The organism is Lentzea tibetensis, from assembly GCF_007845675.1.
GTDB lineage: Bacteria > Actinomycetota > Actinomycetes > Mycobacteriales > Pseudonocardiaceae > Lentzea > Lentzea tibetensis.
Window position 1 is genome coordinate 202,978 of the sequence record NZ_VOBR01000002.1, and the last position, 18,045, is coordinate 221,022.

Genomic DNA, 18,045 nt, shown 5'->3' on the forward strand with positions numbered 1-18,045 from the left:
CACCTTCCTGGCCGGCCGTCCCGACGAATCTCACGGACACATGTCCCGCACCAGGGCGAGCTCGTGCGTTGGTGGTCGGCCTCACGAACCGGTGAGGCACAGCTCCACGCTGCGCGCCGCCCTGGCGTGCCAGCGGGCGTCACCGAGGAGCTGGAACAACGCGACAGCGCCGCGCAGCAACGCGAGCGCCCGCTCGTGCTGTCCGAGTGCGAGGTGGATCTCGCCGAGGCACACCTCGGTGCACGCCGAGCCGTGCTCGTCCAGGGTGAGTGCGAAGAGCTCCCGGCTGCGCACCGCGCACGCCAGCGCCTGGTCGAGGTCGCCGGCGCCGAGGTGCAGGAACGCGAGGCTGCGCCAGCTCCCCGCCTCGCGGCGCTGGTCGTGGACGTCGACGAAGACGTCGCGGCAGACGGTCAGCATCTCGAGCGCGCTGTCGGGGTCGCCGTTCTCCCGTCGCACGATCGCCAGGTCCCGCAACGACGCCGCACGCCAGCGCCGGTCACCGAGACGGCCGAAGCCGTCGACCGCCTGCCGCAGGCACACCTCGGCCTCGTCCCACTTCTCCTGGTACCGGTACAGGACACCCATCTCGCGCAACGTGTAGGCGAGCCACCGGGGTTCGTCCAAAGTGTCCAGTCGGGCGAGGCAGTCGGCGAAGCAGGCGGCCGCCTCGGTCCACCTGCCCTGCAGCCGGTGCCCGACGCCGACGGACAGCAGCACGACCACCTCCAGCCGCGCGTCGCCCGCGGCGGGCAGCACCTGGAAGCACTCCCGGAACTGTTGCTCCGCAAGGGAGAACTCGTGCTTCTCCCGTGCCGCGAAACCCCAGCCGAACAACGCGTAGGCCTGCCAGTAGGCGCTGCCCCGCCTGCGCGCGGCGGCGAGCGCCGGTTCCATCAGGGCGATCATGTCGTCCCAGCGGCCGCGCAGCTCGCAGTAGGCGCCCAAGGTCGCGACGAGGTGGTAGGTCAGCTCGTCGAGCCCGTCGCGCACGGTCCGTTCGACGAGGTCGACCAGGCAGCGGCGTTCGGCGTCGAGCCAGCGGCCCGCGTCGGTGAGCAGCGAGTCGACCAGGCCGGGTGCGCCCAGATCCAGTGCGGGCGCGTCGAACCGGTGCAGGCCGCCGAACTCGAGCCGCGCGTCCGCCTGCTGCGCGATGTGCAGGTAGGCGTCCACCACCCGGCGCGACGACGTGGCGCGCTCCTCGTCGGAACCGGCCTGCTCCACCGCGAACAGCCGGAGCAGGTCGTGGAACCGGTAGCGACCCGCGCATTCCAGCAGGTTGGCCTCGACGAGCCGGTCCAGCAGCCGCTCGGCGGCGCGCAGGTCCACGCCGAGCGCCGCCGCTGCCGCCCAGGACGGGAACGTCCGTCCCGGCAGCAGCGCCAGCAGCCGGAACGCCCGCTGCGTCGCCGGGTCGAGGCCGGAGTAGCTGAGCAGGAAGCCCGCCCGGACCTCGCGATCGCCCGCGACGAGTTCGTCCAGCCGGTGCCGTTCGTCCTCGAGCCTCGTCGCCAGCGCACCGGCCGTGAGGTGCGGCAACGACCGCAGCTTCGTGCCGACGATCCGCAACGCGAGCGGCAGTCCGCCGCACAGCTCGGCGAGGCGCCGCGCCTCGGGGTCCTCGCCCGCGCCCGCCAGCTCGTCCAGCAGGCGCACGGCATCGGCCGGGCCGAGTGCGCCCAGCGCGATGCGCTTCGTGGTGTCGAGCCCGGTCAGCCTGCTGCGGCTGGTGACCACGACGCAGCACTCCGCGTGACCCGGCAGCAACGGCCTGACCTGCTCCTCGGACGCCGCGTTGTCCAGGATGATCAGCACCTTCCGGCCGGCGAGCCGGTCGCGGAACATGATCACCCGTTCCTCGGCGGACCCCGGAACGTCCACACCGGACACCCCGAGGTCGCGCAGGAACCGGGCCAGCACCTCGTCCGGCGAGCGCGGCCGCGAGTCCGCGCCGCGCAGGTCGACGAACAGCTGCCCGTGCGGGAACGCCGTGGCGAGCCGGTGACCGGCCCGGACCGCGAACGCCGTCTTGCCGACACCGGGCTTGCCGGTCACCGTGACCACCGGGAGCACAGGCGACCGGCTGACCAGTTCGGCCAGCTCGGCGAGCGCGTCCTCGCGGCCGGTGTAGTGATCGGCCTCCGGCGGCAGCTGCCGGGGTGACCGGTCGGTCGGCGCGGGCCGCGCGGGGGCGTCGGCGAGCAGCTTCGCGTGCAGATCACGCAGCTCCTGACCTGGTCTGACACTCAGCTCGGCTGCGAGCAGCCGGTAGACCTCCTGGTAGGTGCGCAACGCCTCGGCACGCATGCCGGACCGGTGCAGCGCGACCATCAGCTGCCCCCACAGCTGCTCGCGCAACGGGTGGTCGGCCACGAGCTTGCGCAGCTCACCGACGAGGTCGGCGTGCAGGCCCAGCTCCAGCCGGACGTCGACGCGCCGCTCGACGACGACCAGCCGCCGCTCGTTCAGCCGGGTCAGCTCGGCCCGCAGCCCCGCGCCCACCGGCTGCCCTTCCAGCGCGTTGCCGCGCCACAGGTTCAACGCCCGTCCGTACGTGGCGGCGGCAGCGGGGAGATCGCCCGAGCGCAGCGCCTCGTCACCGGCGGCGCTCAGCGCGGTGAACTCACTGAGATCCAGCTCGTCCGGCGCCACGACCAGCGCGTATCCGCCGGGCCGGGTGGCGACGCGCTCCGCTCCCAGGCACTGCCGCAGCCCGGAGACGTAGGTGCGGAGGTTCGACGCGGGTGTCGCGGGCGGCGTGTCCCACACGGTGTCGGCCAGGTAGCTGATGCTCGCCGTCTCACCCGCCCGCAGGAGCAGTGCCGCCAGCACCGCCCGCTGCCGCGAACCTCCCACCGGGACGGCCGTACCTCGGTCGCGGACCTCGAGAGGCCCCAGTACCCGGAATTCCACGTACACACTGTGCCCGCTCCGCTACTCGATCTGGGCGGGATCTGGGCAACGTGCCGGCGAAAGTTCACCTGCCTGCCGGGAGAGCAGGCCAGATCGAAGGAATGGGGATCCATGAAGTTCACGAAACTGGCGGTCGGAACGGCCGTCGTGGGGGCTGTCGTGCTCGGCGGCATCGGTGTCGCGTCGGCGGACATCGGCATCCAGGCCGAGGCCTGCACGCCGGACCGCGTCTGCATCTACAAGGACAACAACTTCATCGGCCGGTTCGGCGTCCGCGAGCCGCTCAAGCCGACTTACACCGTGTCCAGCACCTTCGACAACCTGATGTCGTCGTGGCGCAACCTCACGAACGTCGACGCGCGCTGGTACCACGACGGCGGCGGCCGCGGCCGGTGCGTGACCATGAACGCCGGCACGTCGGACAACGACATCAGCGTCCGGGACGACAACAAGCTCTCGTCCTGGAACACCCAGGGTCGGTGCTGACATGTCCTCCCGGTTGCTCGTGGTCGAGAACGTGAGCCGCACGTTCGTCTCCGCCGCCGACGCTGTTCCGGCGGTGCGGGACGCCAGCCTGGTCGCGCACGCGGGGGAGTTCGTGTGCGTCTTCGGGGCGAGCGGGTCCGGCAAGTCCACGCTGGTCAACCTGATCACGGGACTCGACACCGCGGACGCCGGGAGGATCCTCGTCGGGCAGGCCGAACTCGGCCTGCTCGGCGAGAGCCGGCGCGCCCGGCTGCGGCTGGACACGATCGGCGTGGTCTTCCAGGACCACAACCTGATCGAGGAGTTCACCGCGCTGGAGAACGTCGCCTTGCCGTTGGAGGCCACCCGAAATTCGCGGGCACAGTGTCGAGAAGGACGGCGGCGGGCGCTCGAACAGCTGGACCGGGTCGGCCTCGCGGACGTGGCGCACCGGCTGCCGCGCCACCTGTCCGGTGGGCAGCGGCAACGGGTCGGCATCGCGCGGGCGCTGGTCGGCGACCGGCGCGTGCTGGTGGCCGACGAACCGACCGGCGCGCTCGACTCCCGCGGTTCCCGCGAGCTGTTCGAGCTGATCAGGTCGTTGTGCGACGACGGCGTGCTGGCCGTCGTGTGCTCGCACGACCCGATGTGCCGGGAGATCGCGGACACCGTGTACGAGATGGTCGACGGCAGGCTGCACGCCGCCGCGGGGGTGCCGGCATGAGGTTCGCGGTCAGGCTGATGCGCAACAGGACGCTGACGTGGTCGTCGGCGATCATGTTCGTCACCGCGGCGGTGCTGGTCGGCCTGTTCATCGCGGTGCAGGCGTTCGCGCTCACCCAGGAGCAGGTCGCCGAACGCGACCTCGGCCGGTTCGACGCCAAGATCGATCTCAGCGCGGAGGCGTCACCCGACCTCGCGTCGGTGCGCGGGGCCGGTGGGCGGGACGTCGCGGTTTCCCTGTCCTCACTGGACATCCGGCCGTCGGTGGTCGACGCGCCGGTGACGAGCTACGTCGAGACGGACTGGACGGCCGAGCCGTTCCCCGTGCGGTACTCGCTGGTCAGCGGGCGCTGGCCGGAGCAGCCGGGCGAAGTGGTGCTCAACAGGAAGGGCGGCGACACGCTGGCCGTGCCGTCCGCCACGTTGCGGGTCGTGGGTGTCGTGCACGACCGGTACTCCGGCTGGAACACGATCCTCGCCGCTCCGGGCACCTGGGCCGGGTTCAGCGCCGCCGGCGTCAGCGCCACGCGGTCGGTGTACTGGAACGGGCCCGCCGACGCGGGTGCCGCGCTGGGCGGTCCGGTCGTGACCCGGCAGGGGCACCAGCCGCGGTCGTGGGTCGAGCGTTACCCGCTGGCGTACCGGATTCCGGCGCTCGCGCTGCCGTTGCTGTCGGTGCTGGCGATCTTCGGGCTCACCCTCGCGTGGTCGCGGCGCACCGCGACACTGCTGCACTCGATCGGCGTGCGCCAGACGTACGCCGTCGGTGTCGCGGCGACCGCGTGGACCATGATCTGGACCGTCCTCGGCTCGCTCGCCGGGGTGGGCATCGGGATGGTTGTGCGGCCGATCCTCGCGCGGGACCGGGACGAACCGCTCTCCCCGCTGCCCGGCCTGCTGGCACCCGTGTCCCAGATCTTGCTGGTCACCCTCGTCGCGTGTGCCCTGTACTTCCGGACCGGCCCGCGTTCGCGGACCGCGGGCTCGTGGACGACGACCCGCCGCTGCCTCGCGATCCTGCTCGGCGGTGTGATCGTCTTCCAGATCGCGCGCACCGGCGGCGTCGTCGGCGCCATGCTCCTCACCGCGACCGTCGGCGCGGCCGTGCTGCTGCTCGCGCCGGACGTGGTGCGCTACCTCGCGGGCCTGCTGCCACGCCGGGACCCGCGGCTGCGGCTGGGCGGTCACCGGCTGCGCGACCGCGGCGTGTCCGCCGTCGCCGTGCTGACCGCGGTGCTCGCTCCACCACTGGCGATGATGACGCTGCTCGCCACCGAGATCGCGAACCAGGAAGCCAAGACGGTGCCCGACGCGGCGCCGCACCAGGTCGTGGTCAGCGGACGCAACGGCATCGGGCACGCGCCACCGGCCGAGGTGCTCGCCGCGGTCACCACCCGGCTCTCCGGAACCGCGATCCGCACCCGGTTCGTCGCGGACCACCACCTGCTCGTCGTCGACTCGGCAGAAGACGTCGCCGCACTGGACGGCCGCCCGCTCACACCATCCGAAGTGGACGGTCTGCGCGCTGGCCGGATCCTGACGTTCACCGACCCGACGTGGCGGGCATCGGCGGCAGGCGTGGTGCTCGCCCAGCACGCCGGGGGAGCGGTGGACGCGGCCGTCGTGTTCACGAACGTGCCCGACGACGACGCCGTCGCGGCGCAGCAGGCCGTGCTGGATGCCCGGCTGGGCCACGGTTTCGTGCTGGTGCACCGGCCGCCGGAGCCCGCGTTCATCCCGGCATCGCTCTACGCGGTCGTCATCGGGCTGGCACTGATCGCGGTGGTGAGCGCCGCGACGGTGGCCAGGACGCAGGCGCGGACGTCGCGCGGGTACTCGGCGCGGCTGACCGCGATCGGGGTGAGCCGCCGGTGGATCCGGCAAGTGCTGCTCGTCGAAAGCGGTGTGGCCGTAGTGGTGAGCGTGGTGCTCGCCTGCGTCATCGCGATCCCGCCGATGGCGCTCATCGGACTGGGCGTGCGCGTGCCGTGGGCTCAGGTGGGCCTGCTCGCCTGTGTGTTCTGCCTGGCAGCGCTCATGTCCGGCGTGCGGGCTCGCGCTGCCTGACGGTGTGGTTGAAGAGCAGGTTGAGGACGAAGGCGGTCAGCGCCGCGCTGGTGATGGCGCTGCCGCCGATGACCTGGGCCCACGCCGGGAACGCGTGGTAGATCTTCGGCGTGACGACGGGCAGCATGCCGACGCCGATGGTCACGGCGACGATGAGCAGGTTGGCCGTGTTCTCGAACTCCACCGCGCGCAGGATGCCGATGCCCACGGCCGCGACGGTGGCGAACATGACCAGCCCCGCCGCACCGACCACGGGGCCGGGCAAGGACGCGACGACCTCGCCGAGCTTCGGGACGAGACCGAGCAGCACGAGGAACCCGCCCGCGGCGGCGGTCACGTAGCGGCTGCGGACCTTCGTCATGCCGACGAGGCCGACGTTCTGACCGAACACGGTGTCCATGAAGCCGTTCATGACACCGCCGAGCACGCCCGACACGCCCTCCGCCGCGAGGCCTCGGGCGAGGTCGCGCGACGTGACCGGACGGCCGGTCATCTCGCCGACCGCCAGCATGCTCGCGGTGGACTCGGTGAACGTCACCAGCATCACGACGCACATCGAGATCACCGCCGCCACGGGGAACTGCGGTGCGCCGAAGTGGAACGGTGCCGCGACGCCCAGCCAGTCGGCGCCGCCGACCGAGGAGAAGTCGGTCAGTCCCATGAGGACCGCCGCCGCGGTGCCGCCGACCAGACCCGCCAGCACGCCCAGCTGAGCGAGCAGGCCCCTGGCGAAGCGGCCGACCAGGATGATGAGCAGCACGATGCCCGCGGCGAGCGCGAGACGCTTCGGCGCGGCGTAGTCCGGGGCGGCCGGGTCCAGGCCGGTGATCAGTCCGGCCGCGACACCGATCAGCGACAAGCCGATCACGGCGATCACCGAGCCGGTGACCACGGGCGGGAAGAAGCGCACCGCGCGGGCGAACGGCACGGCGATCAGGAGCCCGAACACGCCCGCGGCGATCATCGACCCGTACACCGCCTGCACGCCGTACTGGCCGGCGATGAGGATCATCGGCGTCAGCGCGGTGAACGTCGCACCCGCGACGACCGGCAGGCGGATGCCGAGCACGCGGCCGATGCCGAGCGCCTGCAGCAGCGTGATCAGACCTGCCACCAGCAGGTCGGCGTTCACGAGCAGGCCGATGGTGTGCGTGTCGAGCCCGGCGGCGGCTCCGAACACCAGCGGAACCGTCACGCATCCGGTGTACATCGCCAGCACGTGCTGAAGGCCGAGCAACCCGAGCCGGGCGGGCGGCAGCACCTGGTCGACCGGGTGCCGGGGCGAGGGATCCATGCGGGGGCTCCTCCAGGTCAGGGCGCTGCGCCGAGTATTCACGGGCCCTCACGGCGCGGAGGCGCTGACGTGACCGGCGTTCCGTTCAGCGGTACTGCCGGACGGGTCAGAGCAGCCCGTGGTCGCGGGCGTAGAGCGCGGCCTGGGTGCGATCCCGCAGCCCGAGCCGGGTGAGGATGCGCGACAGGTGGTTCTTCACGGTGCCCTCGCTCAGGTGCAGCAGGCCGGCGATCTCCCGGTTGGTCGAGCCGCCCGCGACCAGCCGCAGCACCTCGGTCTCCTTGTCCGTCAGCACTTTCCCCCTGGCCGGACCGCCGCCCGCCGGCCGGGACAGCGCGGTGACCAGACGTGCCGTGGCCGCGGGGTCGAACTGCGCGACGCCCGCGTGGGCCAGCCGGACGGCGGCGGCGAGCTCCGCGGACGGCAGGTCCTTGAGCAGGTAGCCCGAAGCGCCCGCGCGCAGCGCCTGCACGACGTACTCCTCGTCGTCGAACGTGGTCAGCATGACGACCCGGCACGCGGGCGCCTGCCGGTGCAGCAGGGCGACGGCCTCGACCCCGTCCACGCCGGGCATCCGGATGTCCATCAGCACCACGTCCGGTGCGAGCGCGACCGCCTGCTCGACGGCGCCGAGGCCGTCGGCCGCGGTGCCCACCACCTCGATGCCGGGCTGGATGGCCAGCAGCGACGCGATGCCCTCGCGGACGAGCTCCTGGTCGTCGACCACCAGCACGCGAACGTTCACCGTGGAATGGTGACGGTCAGCCGGGTGCCTTCGCCAGGCGAGCCCGCGATGTCGACGCTGCCGCCCGCGAGCTGGACCCGTTCGCGCATGCCGAGCAGTCCGAAACCCTCGCCCTCCGCATAGCCGCGGCCGTCGTCGCCGACGACGAGCCGGGCGTGCGAGGTGCTGAGGTCGACGGTCACCGTGATGCGCCGGGCGTCGGCGTGCCTGCGCGAGTTGGTGACGCCCTCCTGAGCCGCGCGGTAGAGCGTGCCGAGCGTCGTCGCGGAGAAGCCCTCCTCGTCACCGGTCAGGTCGAGCGCGACGTCGGCCTGGTCCGCGACCAGTTCGCGCAGCGCGGGGAAGAGCCGGAACCGCTCGGCGCGCAACGCCCGGACGGACCGTCGGACGTCGTCGAGCGCACGTCGCGCCGACCGTTCCGCGTCCGTGACGGCCCGGTCGGCGGCCTCCGGGTCCCGGGAACGGAAGGCGGAGGCCTTCTCCAGCAGCACGACGACGGCGGTGAGGTGGTGGCCGAGGTCGTCGTGGATGTCCCGCGCGACCCTGTTGCGCTCGGCCGTCGCCGACAGCTCGGCGAGCCGCTCCCGCCCCCGGCGCTCCTCGACCGCGACGGCGGCCATCGCGATCGCGAGCACCAGCCCGAGCGACAGCATCACCAGGTCCGACACCTGCTCGGCGTCGGAGTACCAGTGCGGCGCGGTGGCCGCCGCCAGCCCGACGCACGCGGCGCCGAGCCCGATGGCCACCGTCCGCCCGAACGCGAAGTACGCGGTGAACGGCACCAGCACGAACAACGCCCTGGACACCCCGGCCCCGTCCGCGGACACCACGACGAAGAACAACGCCGTCCTGGCCGCGAGCAGGGCGGCAGCCGGCCACCGCGGAGTGCCCGCCGGGTAGCGGTGGTGCTCGGCCAGATCGAGCACCACCAGCGCGGCCAGCCCGCCGAGGAACAGCGGCAGCCGCGTCGTGCCGAGGCCCGCGAACCCGGCGTACAACCCGGCCGCCAGCACCGCGGCGCAGAGCACCGGTGACACCCAGGCCGCCGGTCGCGTCGAGGACATGGCAGGCACGTTACGGCCGCGCCCAGCGCACCGCCGACAGCCAGACGAGCGACGCGCCGCCCAGCACGTGCAGCGCGCTCGTCCACACGCTGTCCGGCAGCGGCGCGAGCACGGCGATCAGCGAGAGCGCGACCAGATAGCCCCACGAGGGCAGGGCGGGGAACACCTTGGCGCGCACCATGGACGCTCCGAAGAGGACGGTGCCGACCACGAACACCACGGCACTGCCGAGCAGCACGGCCTTGGTGGTCGTGGGCACGGTGACGCCGTCGAGGAAGAACAGCGTGACGTTGAGCGTGAACGCCACCCCGGTGAACAGCCCGAGCCCCACGAGGTTGACCGCGAACGCGAACGCGCCGAACCTCCCGGATCTCTCGCGTTGCAGCTCGTGGAACCCGAGCAGGGCGGGCGCGCCGAACGCCGCGCCGATGCCGAGCACGAGGCTGGTCGAGGCCGTCTCGCCGGTGAACGCCTCGATCGCGCCCGGCACCGCGATCGACAGGCCGAGCAGGACACCGGACACCGCGCTGAATCGCGACAACATGGGGACTCCTGGGGTCGGGGACAGCCCGACCGTAGGAGCCGCGGAGTGCCCGCCATCAGTGCCTGTCCGCACCCGGCGTTGGCCGGAGGTCACGTGCCGATCGGCACGTGCCGCTGCGTCGTGGACACGCTCTCACTTTGGATGCGCAACACCCCGATGCCGCTGTCGATCGCCTACCTCGACGCGCTCGGCCGCGTCGTGTTCACCGCCGACATGGAGCCCTGCGGCGACCGGGCCGACTGTCCCGGCCATCCGCCGCCCCGGTCGTACCGCTACGCCGTGGAGGTGCCGAGGGGACGTCTGGCGGGCTTCGGTCTGGTGGCGGGCGCGACCCTGCACGTCGACGGAATCACCAGCTGAACTGCACAAAACCCGGCCACCGCGCGTCTGATGGTCGTGGACCTCGGTGAACGACGACGCGCGCATCGGGAACGCATGCGCAGGGAGAACCCCGAACAAGAGACGTACGACGGCGTCGTCTGGCTGGCGTTCGGCTTCCTGCTCGCCGGCGTGATCATCGGCGGGTTCGCCCACGTGCCCGTCGGCGCACTGTTCGGCACGCTGTACTGCGGGCCCGCGGACTGCTACGCCCTGCCGCTCGCCTTGAGCGGCTGGGCGCTGGCGGCACTGCCCGCCGCGCTCCTCCTCGTCGCGCCGAGGTACGCCGCGCACCTCTGCGCGTTCATCCTGGGCCTCATCGCCACCTACTTCGTGACGGCCGCCGGTGACCACCCGGTGGCCGAGGGGCTGTGGCCGTTGCCGCTCACGTACTTCCTCGTGGGGCTGCTGGCCGTCCCCGCCAGCGCGGGCCTCGCGGTGGCACTCGCCCGCGGGCCGATCGCCCGGCTCGGAGTCGCCGCGCTGTTCCACTGGGTGCTGGTCGCCGTCCTGATCGTGTGGCTGGCCTGACAGCGGCTGACAGCTCGCTGTGCGCGCCCTGCCAGCGCCACCGTGGACAGTTCGTCCCGACACAGGGAGGAACGCACAATGTCGCTAGCGATCAGGGCAGAAGGCCTGGTCAAGCACTACGGGGAGACCAAAGCCCTCGACGGGGTGGATCTCGAGGTGCCGGTGGGGAAGGTCGTGGGTGTGCTCGGGCCCAACGGCGCGGGCAAGACCACGGCCGTGCGGGTGCTGGCCACGTTGCTGCGGCCGGACGCCGGGCACGCCACGGTCGGCGGCCACGACGTGGTGAAGGACCCGGTGCGGGTGCGGTCGTTGATCGGACTGACCGGGCAGTACGCGTCGGTGGACGAGGACCTCTCCGGGACGGAGAACCTCGTGCTCATCGCCCGCCTGCTGGACCACTCACGAGCGGGGGCTCGGGCCAGGGCGGCCGAGCTGCTGGAGCAGTTCGAGCTCACCGAGGCCGCGGGACGGCCCGCTCGCACGTACTCAGGGGGCATGCGGCGACGGCTCGACCTCGCGGCCAGCCTGGTCGGCAACCCGGCCGTGCTGTACCTCGACGAGCCGACCACCGGGCTGGATCCGCACGCGCGCAACGAGGTGTGGCGGGTCGTGCGCAAGCTCGTCGCGGACGGGGCCACCGTGCTGCTCACCACGCAGTACCTCGAGGAGGCCGACCAGCTCGCGGACACGATCACGGTGTTCGACCACGGCCGGGTGGTGGCCGAAGGGCGTGCCGACGAGCTGAAGCGGCGCGTCGGCGGGCAGACGTTGCAGGTGCGGCCGACGTCGCTGGCCGATCTCGATGCAGTGCAACGGATTCTCGGTGACCTCACCGGGATGCGGCCGACCCGCGACGACGACACCGGGTTGCTCACCGCAGCCGTCTCGGATCCGGTGCTGCTGTCCACTTTGGTCCGCAAACTCGACGAGGCCGGGATCACCGCCGACGAGCTGGCGCTGCGGCTGCCGAGCCTCGACGAGGTGTTCCTCGCGCTGACCGGCAGGAAGGCCGAAGAAGGGAGCCTGGTGTGAGCGCGGTGGCCTTGGACAAGGGCTTGCAGCACGGGCTTTCGCTGGCCTGGCGAGGAATTCTGAAGATCCGCAAGAACCCCGAACAGCTGGCGGACGTCACGATCGCGCCGATCGTGTTCCTGGTGATGTTCACCTACCTGTTCGGCGGCGCGCTGGCGTCCAGCACCGACGACTACCTGCAGATGCTCGTGCCGGGGATCATGGTCATGAACATCCTGCAGGCCAGCATGACGGCGGGCGTGCAGCTGAACACCGACGTCTCCAAGGGGGTGTTCGACCGGTTCCGCTCCATGCCGATCGCCCGCTCGGCGCCGTTGGTCGGGGCGGTGCTCGCGGACGTCGTGCGATACCTGATGTGCGTCGTCGTGCTGCTCGTCGTCGCCACGATCATGGGGTACCGGGTGCAGACCGGCCCGGTGGAGCTGGTGATCGCGATCGCGCTGGTGCTCGCGTTCGGACTCTGCTTCTGCTGGGCGTCGGTGTTCGTCGGCATGCTGCTGAAGACCCCCGGTGCGGTGCAGGGCATGATGTTCGTGCTGATCATGCCGTTGACGTTCGGCAGCAACGTGTTCGTCGGGACTTCCACGATGCCGGGCTGGCTGCGGGCGTGGGCCGACATCAGCCCGGTGTCCCTGCTGGCGGACGCGTTGCGCGGGCTGCTGAACGGCGGCCCGGTGGCCGGACCGCTCGCGGGCTCGGTGGTCTGGATGGTCGCCGCCGTCGCGGTGTTCTTCCCGCTGGCGACCCTGGCCTACCGCAAGCGCGTTTGACCGTGGTGGCGGGCGTCAGTCCTCGACGCCCGCCACCCGGCGGATCTCTTCGACGGCCTGCTTCTTCGCCAGGTCAACGGGTTTCGGGTCACCGAGCTCGGCGACGAGCTGCCGCACGGCCGGGTCGCCGAGGTCGAGCCTGCCGCGCACCAGCCGGGCCAGCGCGAGCAGCCGCGCGGCGACGTCGTTCTCCTGCTGCGCGTGCCGGATCTGGGCCAGCAGTTCCGTGGTGGCGGCGAGGTCCGGGATGTCACCGCGTGCGGAGGTCGTCGTGATCACCACCGCGACGGCCTCCTCGGCGTCGGTGTACCTGCCCTCGGCGAGCGCGATGCGCGCGTCGAGCGTCGCCGCCCACTCCGCGGCGAACTCGCTCGGCAGCGACAACGTGCTCGCGGCCTGCTTGAAGCGCACGCTCAGCTCGTGCGCGTCAGCCGGCGCGCCGGAGCTGAGGCGGACCTCTGCCTTGGCGTACAACACCATCGCCGCCAGTTCGTCGTTGCCGATCTCCCGGACGAACCGCTCGGCCTCGTCCACCACCCGCGCGGCGGCGGCGTGGTCGCCGAGCCGGGCGTGCTCGACGGCGAGCCGCCACTGGTGCTGGATCAGGTCGTCCTGCGAGCCCAGCTCCAGCGCCAGCGCGAGGCCCTGCTCGTACAGCGCGATCGCCGCGCGGTTGTCGCCGGTCTCCGAGACGCTGCGGGCCTTCATCCCCAGCGTCATCGCCGAGCCCCAGCGGTCACCGGCGGCGGCGAACCCCTCGTACGCGCGGTCGCGGGCCTGTTCGGCGCCGTCGAGGTCGCTGTCCTCGTTGAGGATGAAGCTCAACGCCCAGTCCGCGCCCGCTCGGGTCCACGCGTCGGGACTCTTCGCAGCCCGGCGCACCTCGCGGTACGCCAGCTCCTTGTGCTGGCTGAGGAACGCGAGCATGGGCAGGACCATGCCGAGTGCGGGGAAGCTCGTGATCGCACCGGTGCGCACGCAGTCCTCGATAGCGGCCGCGGCCTCGTCCTTCGGCGGTGTGCCCGGCACCGCGTCCATCATCAGCCGCAGCGCGCCGAACGCGGCGGAGATGTCCGCGGGCAGCCGGTCTCCGAACGCGAGGACCTCGCGGATCGACGCCGACGCGCGGTTGCTGTCGCCCTTCACGAGCCAGTACCAGAACATGCCGCCGAGCAGGCCCGCCGCCAGCTCCGCGTCACCGTCGTCGATCGCGCCGCGCAACGCGGCCACCACGTTGTCGTGCTCGGCCTCGTAGACGTTGATCGCCTCGATCTGCCTCGCGGTGCGGGTGAGCGGCTCCCACCGGTCGGTGAGCTCCCGGTAGTACCGCCGGAAGCGAGCGGTGATCTCCCGGCTCTCCCCGGACGACGCCAGCTGTTCGGCCGCGTAGACCCGGATCGTCTCCAACATCCGGTACCGCGGCTCGCCGTGCTCACTGACGTCCACAATGGACTTCTCGACGAGTGACGTGAGCACGTAGAAGGCGTCCGGAAGGCACATCTCCTCGATCGCCGCGAGGTCGGCGCCCGCGGGGAACACCGCGAGACGCCGGGCGAGCTCGCGTTCCGGGTCGGTCAGCAGGTCCCAGCTCCACTCGACGACCGCGCGCAGCGTGCGCTGCCGCGGCAGGGCCGTGCGGCTGCCCGAGGTGAGCAACCGGAACCGGTCGTCCAGGCGCTGGGTGATCTGCCGGACCGTCATCGACCGCAGGCGCGCGGCCGCCAGCTCCAGCGCGAGCGGCATCCCGTCCAGCCTGCGGCAGATCTGCTTCACGTCGTCCGCGGTGGACTCGTCGAGCCGGAAGCCCGGCCGCACGGCGGTCGCCCGGTCCAGGAAGAGCCGCACCGCGCCGAACCCGGCGACGTCGGTCTGCCCGTTGGGCACCGCGAGCGGCCCGACCGGGCACAACGACTCGCCGTCGATCGCGAGCGGTTCCCGGCTCGTCGCGAGCACGCGGACGTTCGGCACGCGCCGCAGGAGCGTCGTGGTGAACTCGGCGGCCGCGTCCACCAGGTGCTCGCAGTTGTCCAGCACCAGCAGCGACTCACCGGCCGCCAGCACCTCGACGATCCGGCTCATCCCGTCGGCCGACCGGCGCATCGGATCGGCCGCGAAGCTCAGCTCGAACGCGCCCAGCACGGCGACGGTGAGGTCCTCCGCCGCGCGCACGCCCGCCAGCGGCGCGAACCACACCCGGCCCTTGGCGTGCGCGGGATGCCGGGCCGCGGACTCGGTGGCCAGCCTCGTCTTGCCGGCCCCGCCCGGCCCGACCAGGGTCACGAGCCGCGACCCGCCGAGCAGCTCGGCCACGCGGGCGAGTGCGTCCTCGCGCCCGACGAAGCTGGTGAGCCGCACCGGCAACCGGTCGACCACGGCCCGCGGTCCCAGCTCTCCGCGCAGCGCCGCGAGCTGGACGTCCCGCAGCTCCTGGGACGGGTCGACGCCCAGCTCCTCGGCGAGCACCCGCCGGACCTCCGCGTAGACGTGCAGCGCCTCCGACTGCCTGCCTCGCGCGCACAACGCCCGCATCAGCAGCCCGGCCAGCCGTTCCCGCAGCGGGTGCCGCTCGTGCATCGCGGTGAGCTCGGCGACGTCGAGGTCGCCGTCCGCGAACCGGTCCTCCTCCGCGGAGAGGCGCGCCTCGTCCAGCCGCGCGGCCGCGACCAGCGCGAACGGCGCGTCCCGGACGTCGGCCAGCGCGTCGCCGCGCCACAGGCCGAGCGCATCGTCCAGCAGGCCCGCGGCCCGCAGTCGTTCGAACCGGAACACGTCGACGTCGTCGGCGGCGATCTCGAGCCGGTACCCGCCGGGTTCCAGCGCGACCGCCGGACAGACCTTGCGCAGCCGCGAGACCAGCGACTGCAACGCGTTCTGCGCGTCCGCGGGCGGCTGGTCGCCCCACAGGTCGTCGATGAGCGTGGTGGCCGGGACGGGACGGCCGGGGTCGAGTGCGAGGCGGGCGAGGAGCATGCGGAGCCGGGCACCACCGATGTCGACCGGTGTGCCGTCGTCGGCCTCCACCCTCGTCGGGCCCAGCAACGCCACGCGCACACGTCCAGCTTTCCAGAACCCGCGCGACGGACTGGCCGAAACCCCGTAGCGTCGGCGCGCATGATGCCTCCCCGTACCCGTCCTCCCTTCGCGGCAGACGAGCGGACCCAGCTCGTCGGCTGGCTGGATCTGCAACGCGCCCTGGTGCACTGGAAGTGCGACGGACTGTCCGAAGCGGACGCCCACCGGCCGGTGCTCGAGACCTCGCCGCTGATGACGATGGCGGGTGTGGTCTCCCACCTGCGCTGGGTCGAGCACTGCTGGTTCGAGGTGCTCTTCTTGGGCAGGCCGGCGGAGGGACCGCAGTTCGACGAGAGCGTCGAGGACCGCGACATGATGGTCGACGGCGTCGCTCTCGCTCAGCTGCTCGACGAGTACGCGAAGCAGTGCGCGCTGTCCAACGAGATCGTCGCCGCGCATGCACTGGACGAGACCGGTCAGCACCCGGACTTCGGTTCCGCCGCCGCCAACCTGCGGTGGATGCTGATCCACATGGTGGAGGAGACCGCCCGGCACGTCGGTCACCTGGACACCATCCGGGAGCTTCTCGACGGTCAGAAGGGCTATTACTGAGGGACCACCTCAGGAGCCGATGACGCTCTTGATCCAGTCCCGGTGGAAGGGCGCGTTGGAGTAGAGCTGGGGGACGTTGGCGCACTTGAACGGTTCGACGTAGCGCTGACCGATCGTCGTGCCGACGACCTCCCACCCGGTGCGGGTCCTGGTCACCGCGGGGCCACCCGAGTCACCGGAGCAGGCGCCTCGCCACCCGTCGGGGTTGTCGGTGCAGATCCTCGCCGGGTCCGGCCTGCAGTTCTCGGGACTCGTCACGACCTTCGTGTCCACCTCCTGCAGGATCGTCGGTGAGGGCGAGGGACCGGGGCTCTTCGTGCGGCCCCAGCCGAGCAGCCGGATCGGCGTGCCGACGGCTGCCGACGCCGCGACGGGGGCGGGCTGGTGCGACACGGGCGCGGCGAGCTGCACGAGACCCTGGTCGTTCGTCGGATGCCCGACCGCACGGACAACCTTCGCCATGGTGCCGCCCGCGGTGCGGTCGATCGAGCCGACCCGCAGCGACTTGCCGACCGGTGCCAGGCCGAGGCAGTGCTTCGCCGTCAGCACCCACTGCGGGTGGATCAGGACTCCGCCGCAGCCGCCCAGGTGAACCACGAAGGAGTACTTCTCGGTCGCGTCCCGGCCGCCGACGATGGACGGGTTCACGTCGGCGCCCGCGGGCGGACTGAGGGCGACCAGGCAGGCGACCACCGCTCCGAACAGCATCTTGCGCATCAGGTTCTTCCTTTCGTTGCAGGGGATCCCAGTCTTGTGCGATACCGGAATCCCCTGCAACGACCGGAAAAACAGACCCGTACGGAGTAGCGCGCACTGGCTAAGATCCGCGCGCCGCGGGGTCGGTCACGTCTGCGGGAGGAAGCCGTTCACCAGTGCGAGCCAGTCCTTCTTGACCAGCCAGTGGTCCGGGTCGGCGGCGTCCAGGTAGTAGATCCCGTGCGTGTCCGGGTTGGTGCCGCTGATCCGGTAGGTCCACCACGCCCAGCCGATGCCGTTGTCGTTGAACGCTCTCAGCACGCTGCGGGCCTTCGGCTTGCTGTCGGTGTTGCCGCTGGGGATGCCGACCTGGTTGATCCAGACCGGGGCGTCGAACCGGCGCTGGAAGTCCAGGATGTCGGGGATCCGGCTCAGCGCGTTGTCGAAGATGAAGTAGTTGCCGGTGTAGATGACGTTCGAGTCCACTGTGGTGTGTGCGGCGGGCAGGCGGTTGAGGTTGTAGTTGTCGTTGGGGCCGACCACGACCGGTGTGCGCCGGTCGATGGCGCGGATCACCGGGATGATCGAGTCGTAGAACTCCCGCACCCCGTCGTCGCTCACCCCGGCCGGGTTGGGCTCGGGCAGGATCTCGAACGCCCCGATGTAGGGCGTGCGCAGGTAGCGCCGGACGAGGAACTGCCACACCTCGACGAACTGCTGCTTCATCTCGGGGTTGGTCCAGAAGTTGTCCGGCCTGTCACCCGCGCCCTGGCCGTAGTTCGAGTCCACGAACAACGTGATCCACAGGTGGTTGCTGCTCGCCTGCGCGATGGTCTGGTCGAGCACCTTCAGGTGGTCCGGATCGATGTGGCCCGGCGCGTCGGGGTCACGGCTGTCCACGCCGTCCTTCCACACACCCCACCACCGCAACGGGATCCGCACCGAGTTGGCGCCCGCGGCCGCGTTGTCGCCGGGGTCCTGCGGCTGCACGGTGCCCCACTGACCCCAGTTGTAGCCGCGCAGGACGATCGGGTTCCTGCTCGGATCGAGCACCTGCGCGCCGGAGACCGACAGACGGCCGGGCGCGAGCGCGCTCGCCGTGCTGGCCGGTGTGCCGCAGGCCAGCAGCAGAGCGGCGGTGATCAGGCCCACCGCGGCTCTCCTGCGTCGAGGTCTGCTTGCCGATGTCAACCTCA

Annotated in this window: 16 protein-coding genes; 8 read left to right on the plus strand and 8 right to left on the minus strand. The window is 71.8% G+C overall.

What is annotated here, in order from left to right:
• Positions 1 to 81: 81 nt before the first annotated feature.
• Positions 82 to 2,916, minus strand: coding sequence for an AfsR/SARP family transcriptional regulator (locus tag FKR81_RS02935; protein ID WP_186762721.1), 2,835 nt, complete (start codon positions 2,914 to 2,916; stop codon positions 82 to 84).
• Positions 2,917 to 3,027: 111 nt separating this feature from the next.
• Between FKR81_RS02935 and FKR81_RS02940 the strand changes: the two genes are divergently transcribed.
• Genes FKR81_RS02940 through FKR81_RS02950 form a run of 3 tightly spaced genes read left to right on the plus strand, consistent with a single transcriptional unit; the run spans position 3,028 to position 6,171 of the window.
• Positions 3,028 to 3,402 carry a peptidase inhibitor family I36 protein gene (locus FKR81_RS02940; RefSeq protein WP_146349324.1) on the plus strand — a complete coding sequence of 125 codons (375 nt, stop codon included), beginning with the start codon at positions 3,028 to 3,030 and terminating at the stop codon, positions 3,400 to 3,402.
• 1 nt (position 3,403) lies between these two features.
• Positions 3,404 to 4,105 carry an ABC transporter ATP-binding protein gene (locus tag FKR81_RS02945; RefSeq protein WP_146349325.1) on the plus strand — a complete coding sequence of 234 codons (702 nt, stop codon included), beginning with the start codon at positions 3,404 to 3,406 and terminating at the stop codon, positions 4,103 to 4,105.
• Positions 4,102 to 6,171, plus strand: coding sequence for a hypothetical protein (locus FKR81_RS02950; protein WP_146349326.1), 2,070 nt, complete (start codon positions 4,102 to 4,104; stop codon positions 6,169 to 6,171). Before FKR81_RS02945 ends, FKR81_RS02950 begins: the two co-directional genes overlap by 4 nt.
• Here FKR81_RS02950 and FKR81_RS02955 read toward each other — a convergent pair.
• The 4 genes from FKR81_RS02955 to FKR81_RS02970 form a co-directional block, all read right to left on the minus strand.
• The gene (locus FKR81_RS02955; RefSeq protein ID WP_146349327.1) at positions 6,140 to 7,465 is read right to left on the minus strand and encodes a nucleobase:cation symporter-2 family protein; all 1,326 of its coding nucleotides are present in this window, start codon (positions 7,463 to 7,465) and stop codon (positions 6,140 to 6,142) included. The two genes, FKR81_RS02950 and FKR81_RS02955, sit on opposite strands and share 32 nt — an antisense overlap.
• 106 nt (positions 7,466 to 7,571) lie before the next feature.
• Positions 7,572 to 8,210, minus strand: a complete 639-nt coding sequence (locus FKR81_RS02960; RefSeq protein ID WP_146349328.1) for a response regulator — start codon at positions 8,208 to 8,210, stop codon at positions 7,572 to 7,574.
• On the minus strand, positions 8,207 to 9,274 hold the full coding sequence (locus tag FKR81_RS02965) for a sensor histidine kinase (protein WP_146349329.1): 1,068 nt from the start codon (positions 9,272 to 9,274) through the stop codon (positions 8,207 to 8,209). The genes FKR81_RS02960 and FKR81_RS02965 overlap by 4 nt, the downstream gene beginning before the upstream one ends.
• A gap of 10 nt (positions 9,275 to 9,284) precedes the next feature.
• Positions 9,285 to 9,818 carry a hypothetical protein gene (locus FKR81_RS02970; protein WP_146349330.1) on the minus strand — a complete coding sequence of 178 codons (534 nt, stop codon included), beginning with the start codon at positions 9,816 to 9,818 and terminating at the stop codon, positions 9,285 to 9,287.
• 45 nt (positions 9,819 to 9,863) lie between these two features.
• Between FKR81_RS02970 and FKR81_RS02975 the strand changes: the two genes are divergently transcribed.
• From FKR81_RS02975 to FKR81_RS02990, 4 genes are all read left to right on the plus strand, one after another.
• On the plus strand, positions 9,864 to 10,178 hold the full coding sequence (locus FKR81_RS02975; protein ID WP_146349331.1) for a DUF192 domain-containing protein: 315 nt from the start codon (positions 9,864 to 9,866) through the stop codon (positions 10,176 to 10,178).
• A gap of 30 nt (positions 10,179 to 10,208) precedes the next feature.
• Entirely contained in the window at positions 10,209 to 10,727 is a 519-nt protein-coding gene (locus tag FKR81_RS02980) for a hypothetical protein (protein ID WP_146349332.1), read from the plus strand.
• Positions 10,728 to 10,805: 78 nt separating this feature from the next.
• On the plus strand, positions 10,806 to 11,759 hold the full coding sequence (locus tag FKR81_RS02985; protein WP_146349333.1) for an ATP-binding cassette domain-containing protein: 954 nt from the start codon (positions 10,806 to 10,808) through the stop codon (positions 11,757 to 11,759).
• Positions 11,756 to 12,529, plus strand: a complete 774-nt coding sequence (locus FKR81_RS02990) for an ABC transporter permease (RefSeq protein WP_146349334.1) — start codon at positions 11,756 to 11,758, stop codon at positions 12,527 to 12,529. The genes FKR81_RS02985 and FKR81_RS02990 overlap by 4 nt, the downstream gene beginning before the upstream one ends.
• A 15-nt stretch (positions 12,530 to 12,544) precedes the next feature.
• Here the strand turns inward: FKR81_RS02990 and FKR81_RS02995 are convergent, their stop codons facing one another.
• Positions 12,545 to 15,574: a BTAD domain-containing putative transcriptional regulator gene (locus tag FKR81_RS02995; protein WP_235921253.1), complete on the minus strand. Its 3,030-nt coding sequence runs from the start codon at positions 15,572 to 15,574 to the stop codon at positions 12,545 to 12,547.
• Between the two features lie 66 nt (positions 15,575 to 15,640).
• Here FKR81_RS02995 and FKR81_RS03000 point away from each other — a divergent pair, with 66 nt between their 5' ends.
• Positions 15,641 to 16,153 carry a DinB family protein gene (locus FKR81_RS03000; RefSeq protein ID WP_146349336.1) on the plus strand — a complete coding sequence of 171 codons (513 nt, stop codon included), beginning with the start codon at positions 15,641 to 15,643 and terminating at the stop codon, positions 16,151 to 16,153.
• A 9-nt stretch (positions 16,154 to 16,162) separates the two neighbouring features.
• Here FKR81_RS03000 and FKR81_RS03005 read toward each other — a convergent pair whose 3' ends face one another.
• Both FKR81_RS03005 and FKR81_RS03010 read right to left on the minus strand, forming a co-directional pair.
• Entirely contained in the window at positions 16,163 to 16,870 is a 708-nt protein-coding gene (locus FKR81_RS03005) for a S1 family peptidase (RefSeq protein ID WP_146349337.1), read from the minus strand.
• A gap of 126 nt (positions 16,871 to 16,996) precedes the next feature.
• Positions 16,997 to 18,001, minus strand: a complete 1,005-nt coding sequence (locus FKR81_RS03010) for a glycoside hydrolase family 5 protein (protein WP_186762722.1) — start codon at positions 17,999 to 18,001, stop codon at positions 16,997 to 16,999.
• Positions 18,002 to 18,045 lie beyond the last annotated feature (44 nt).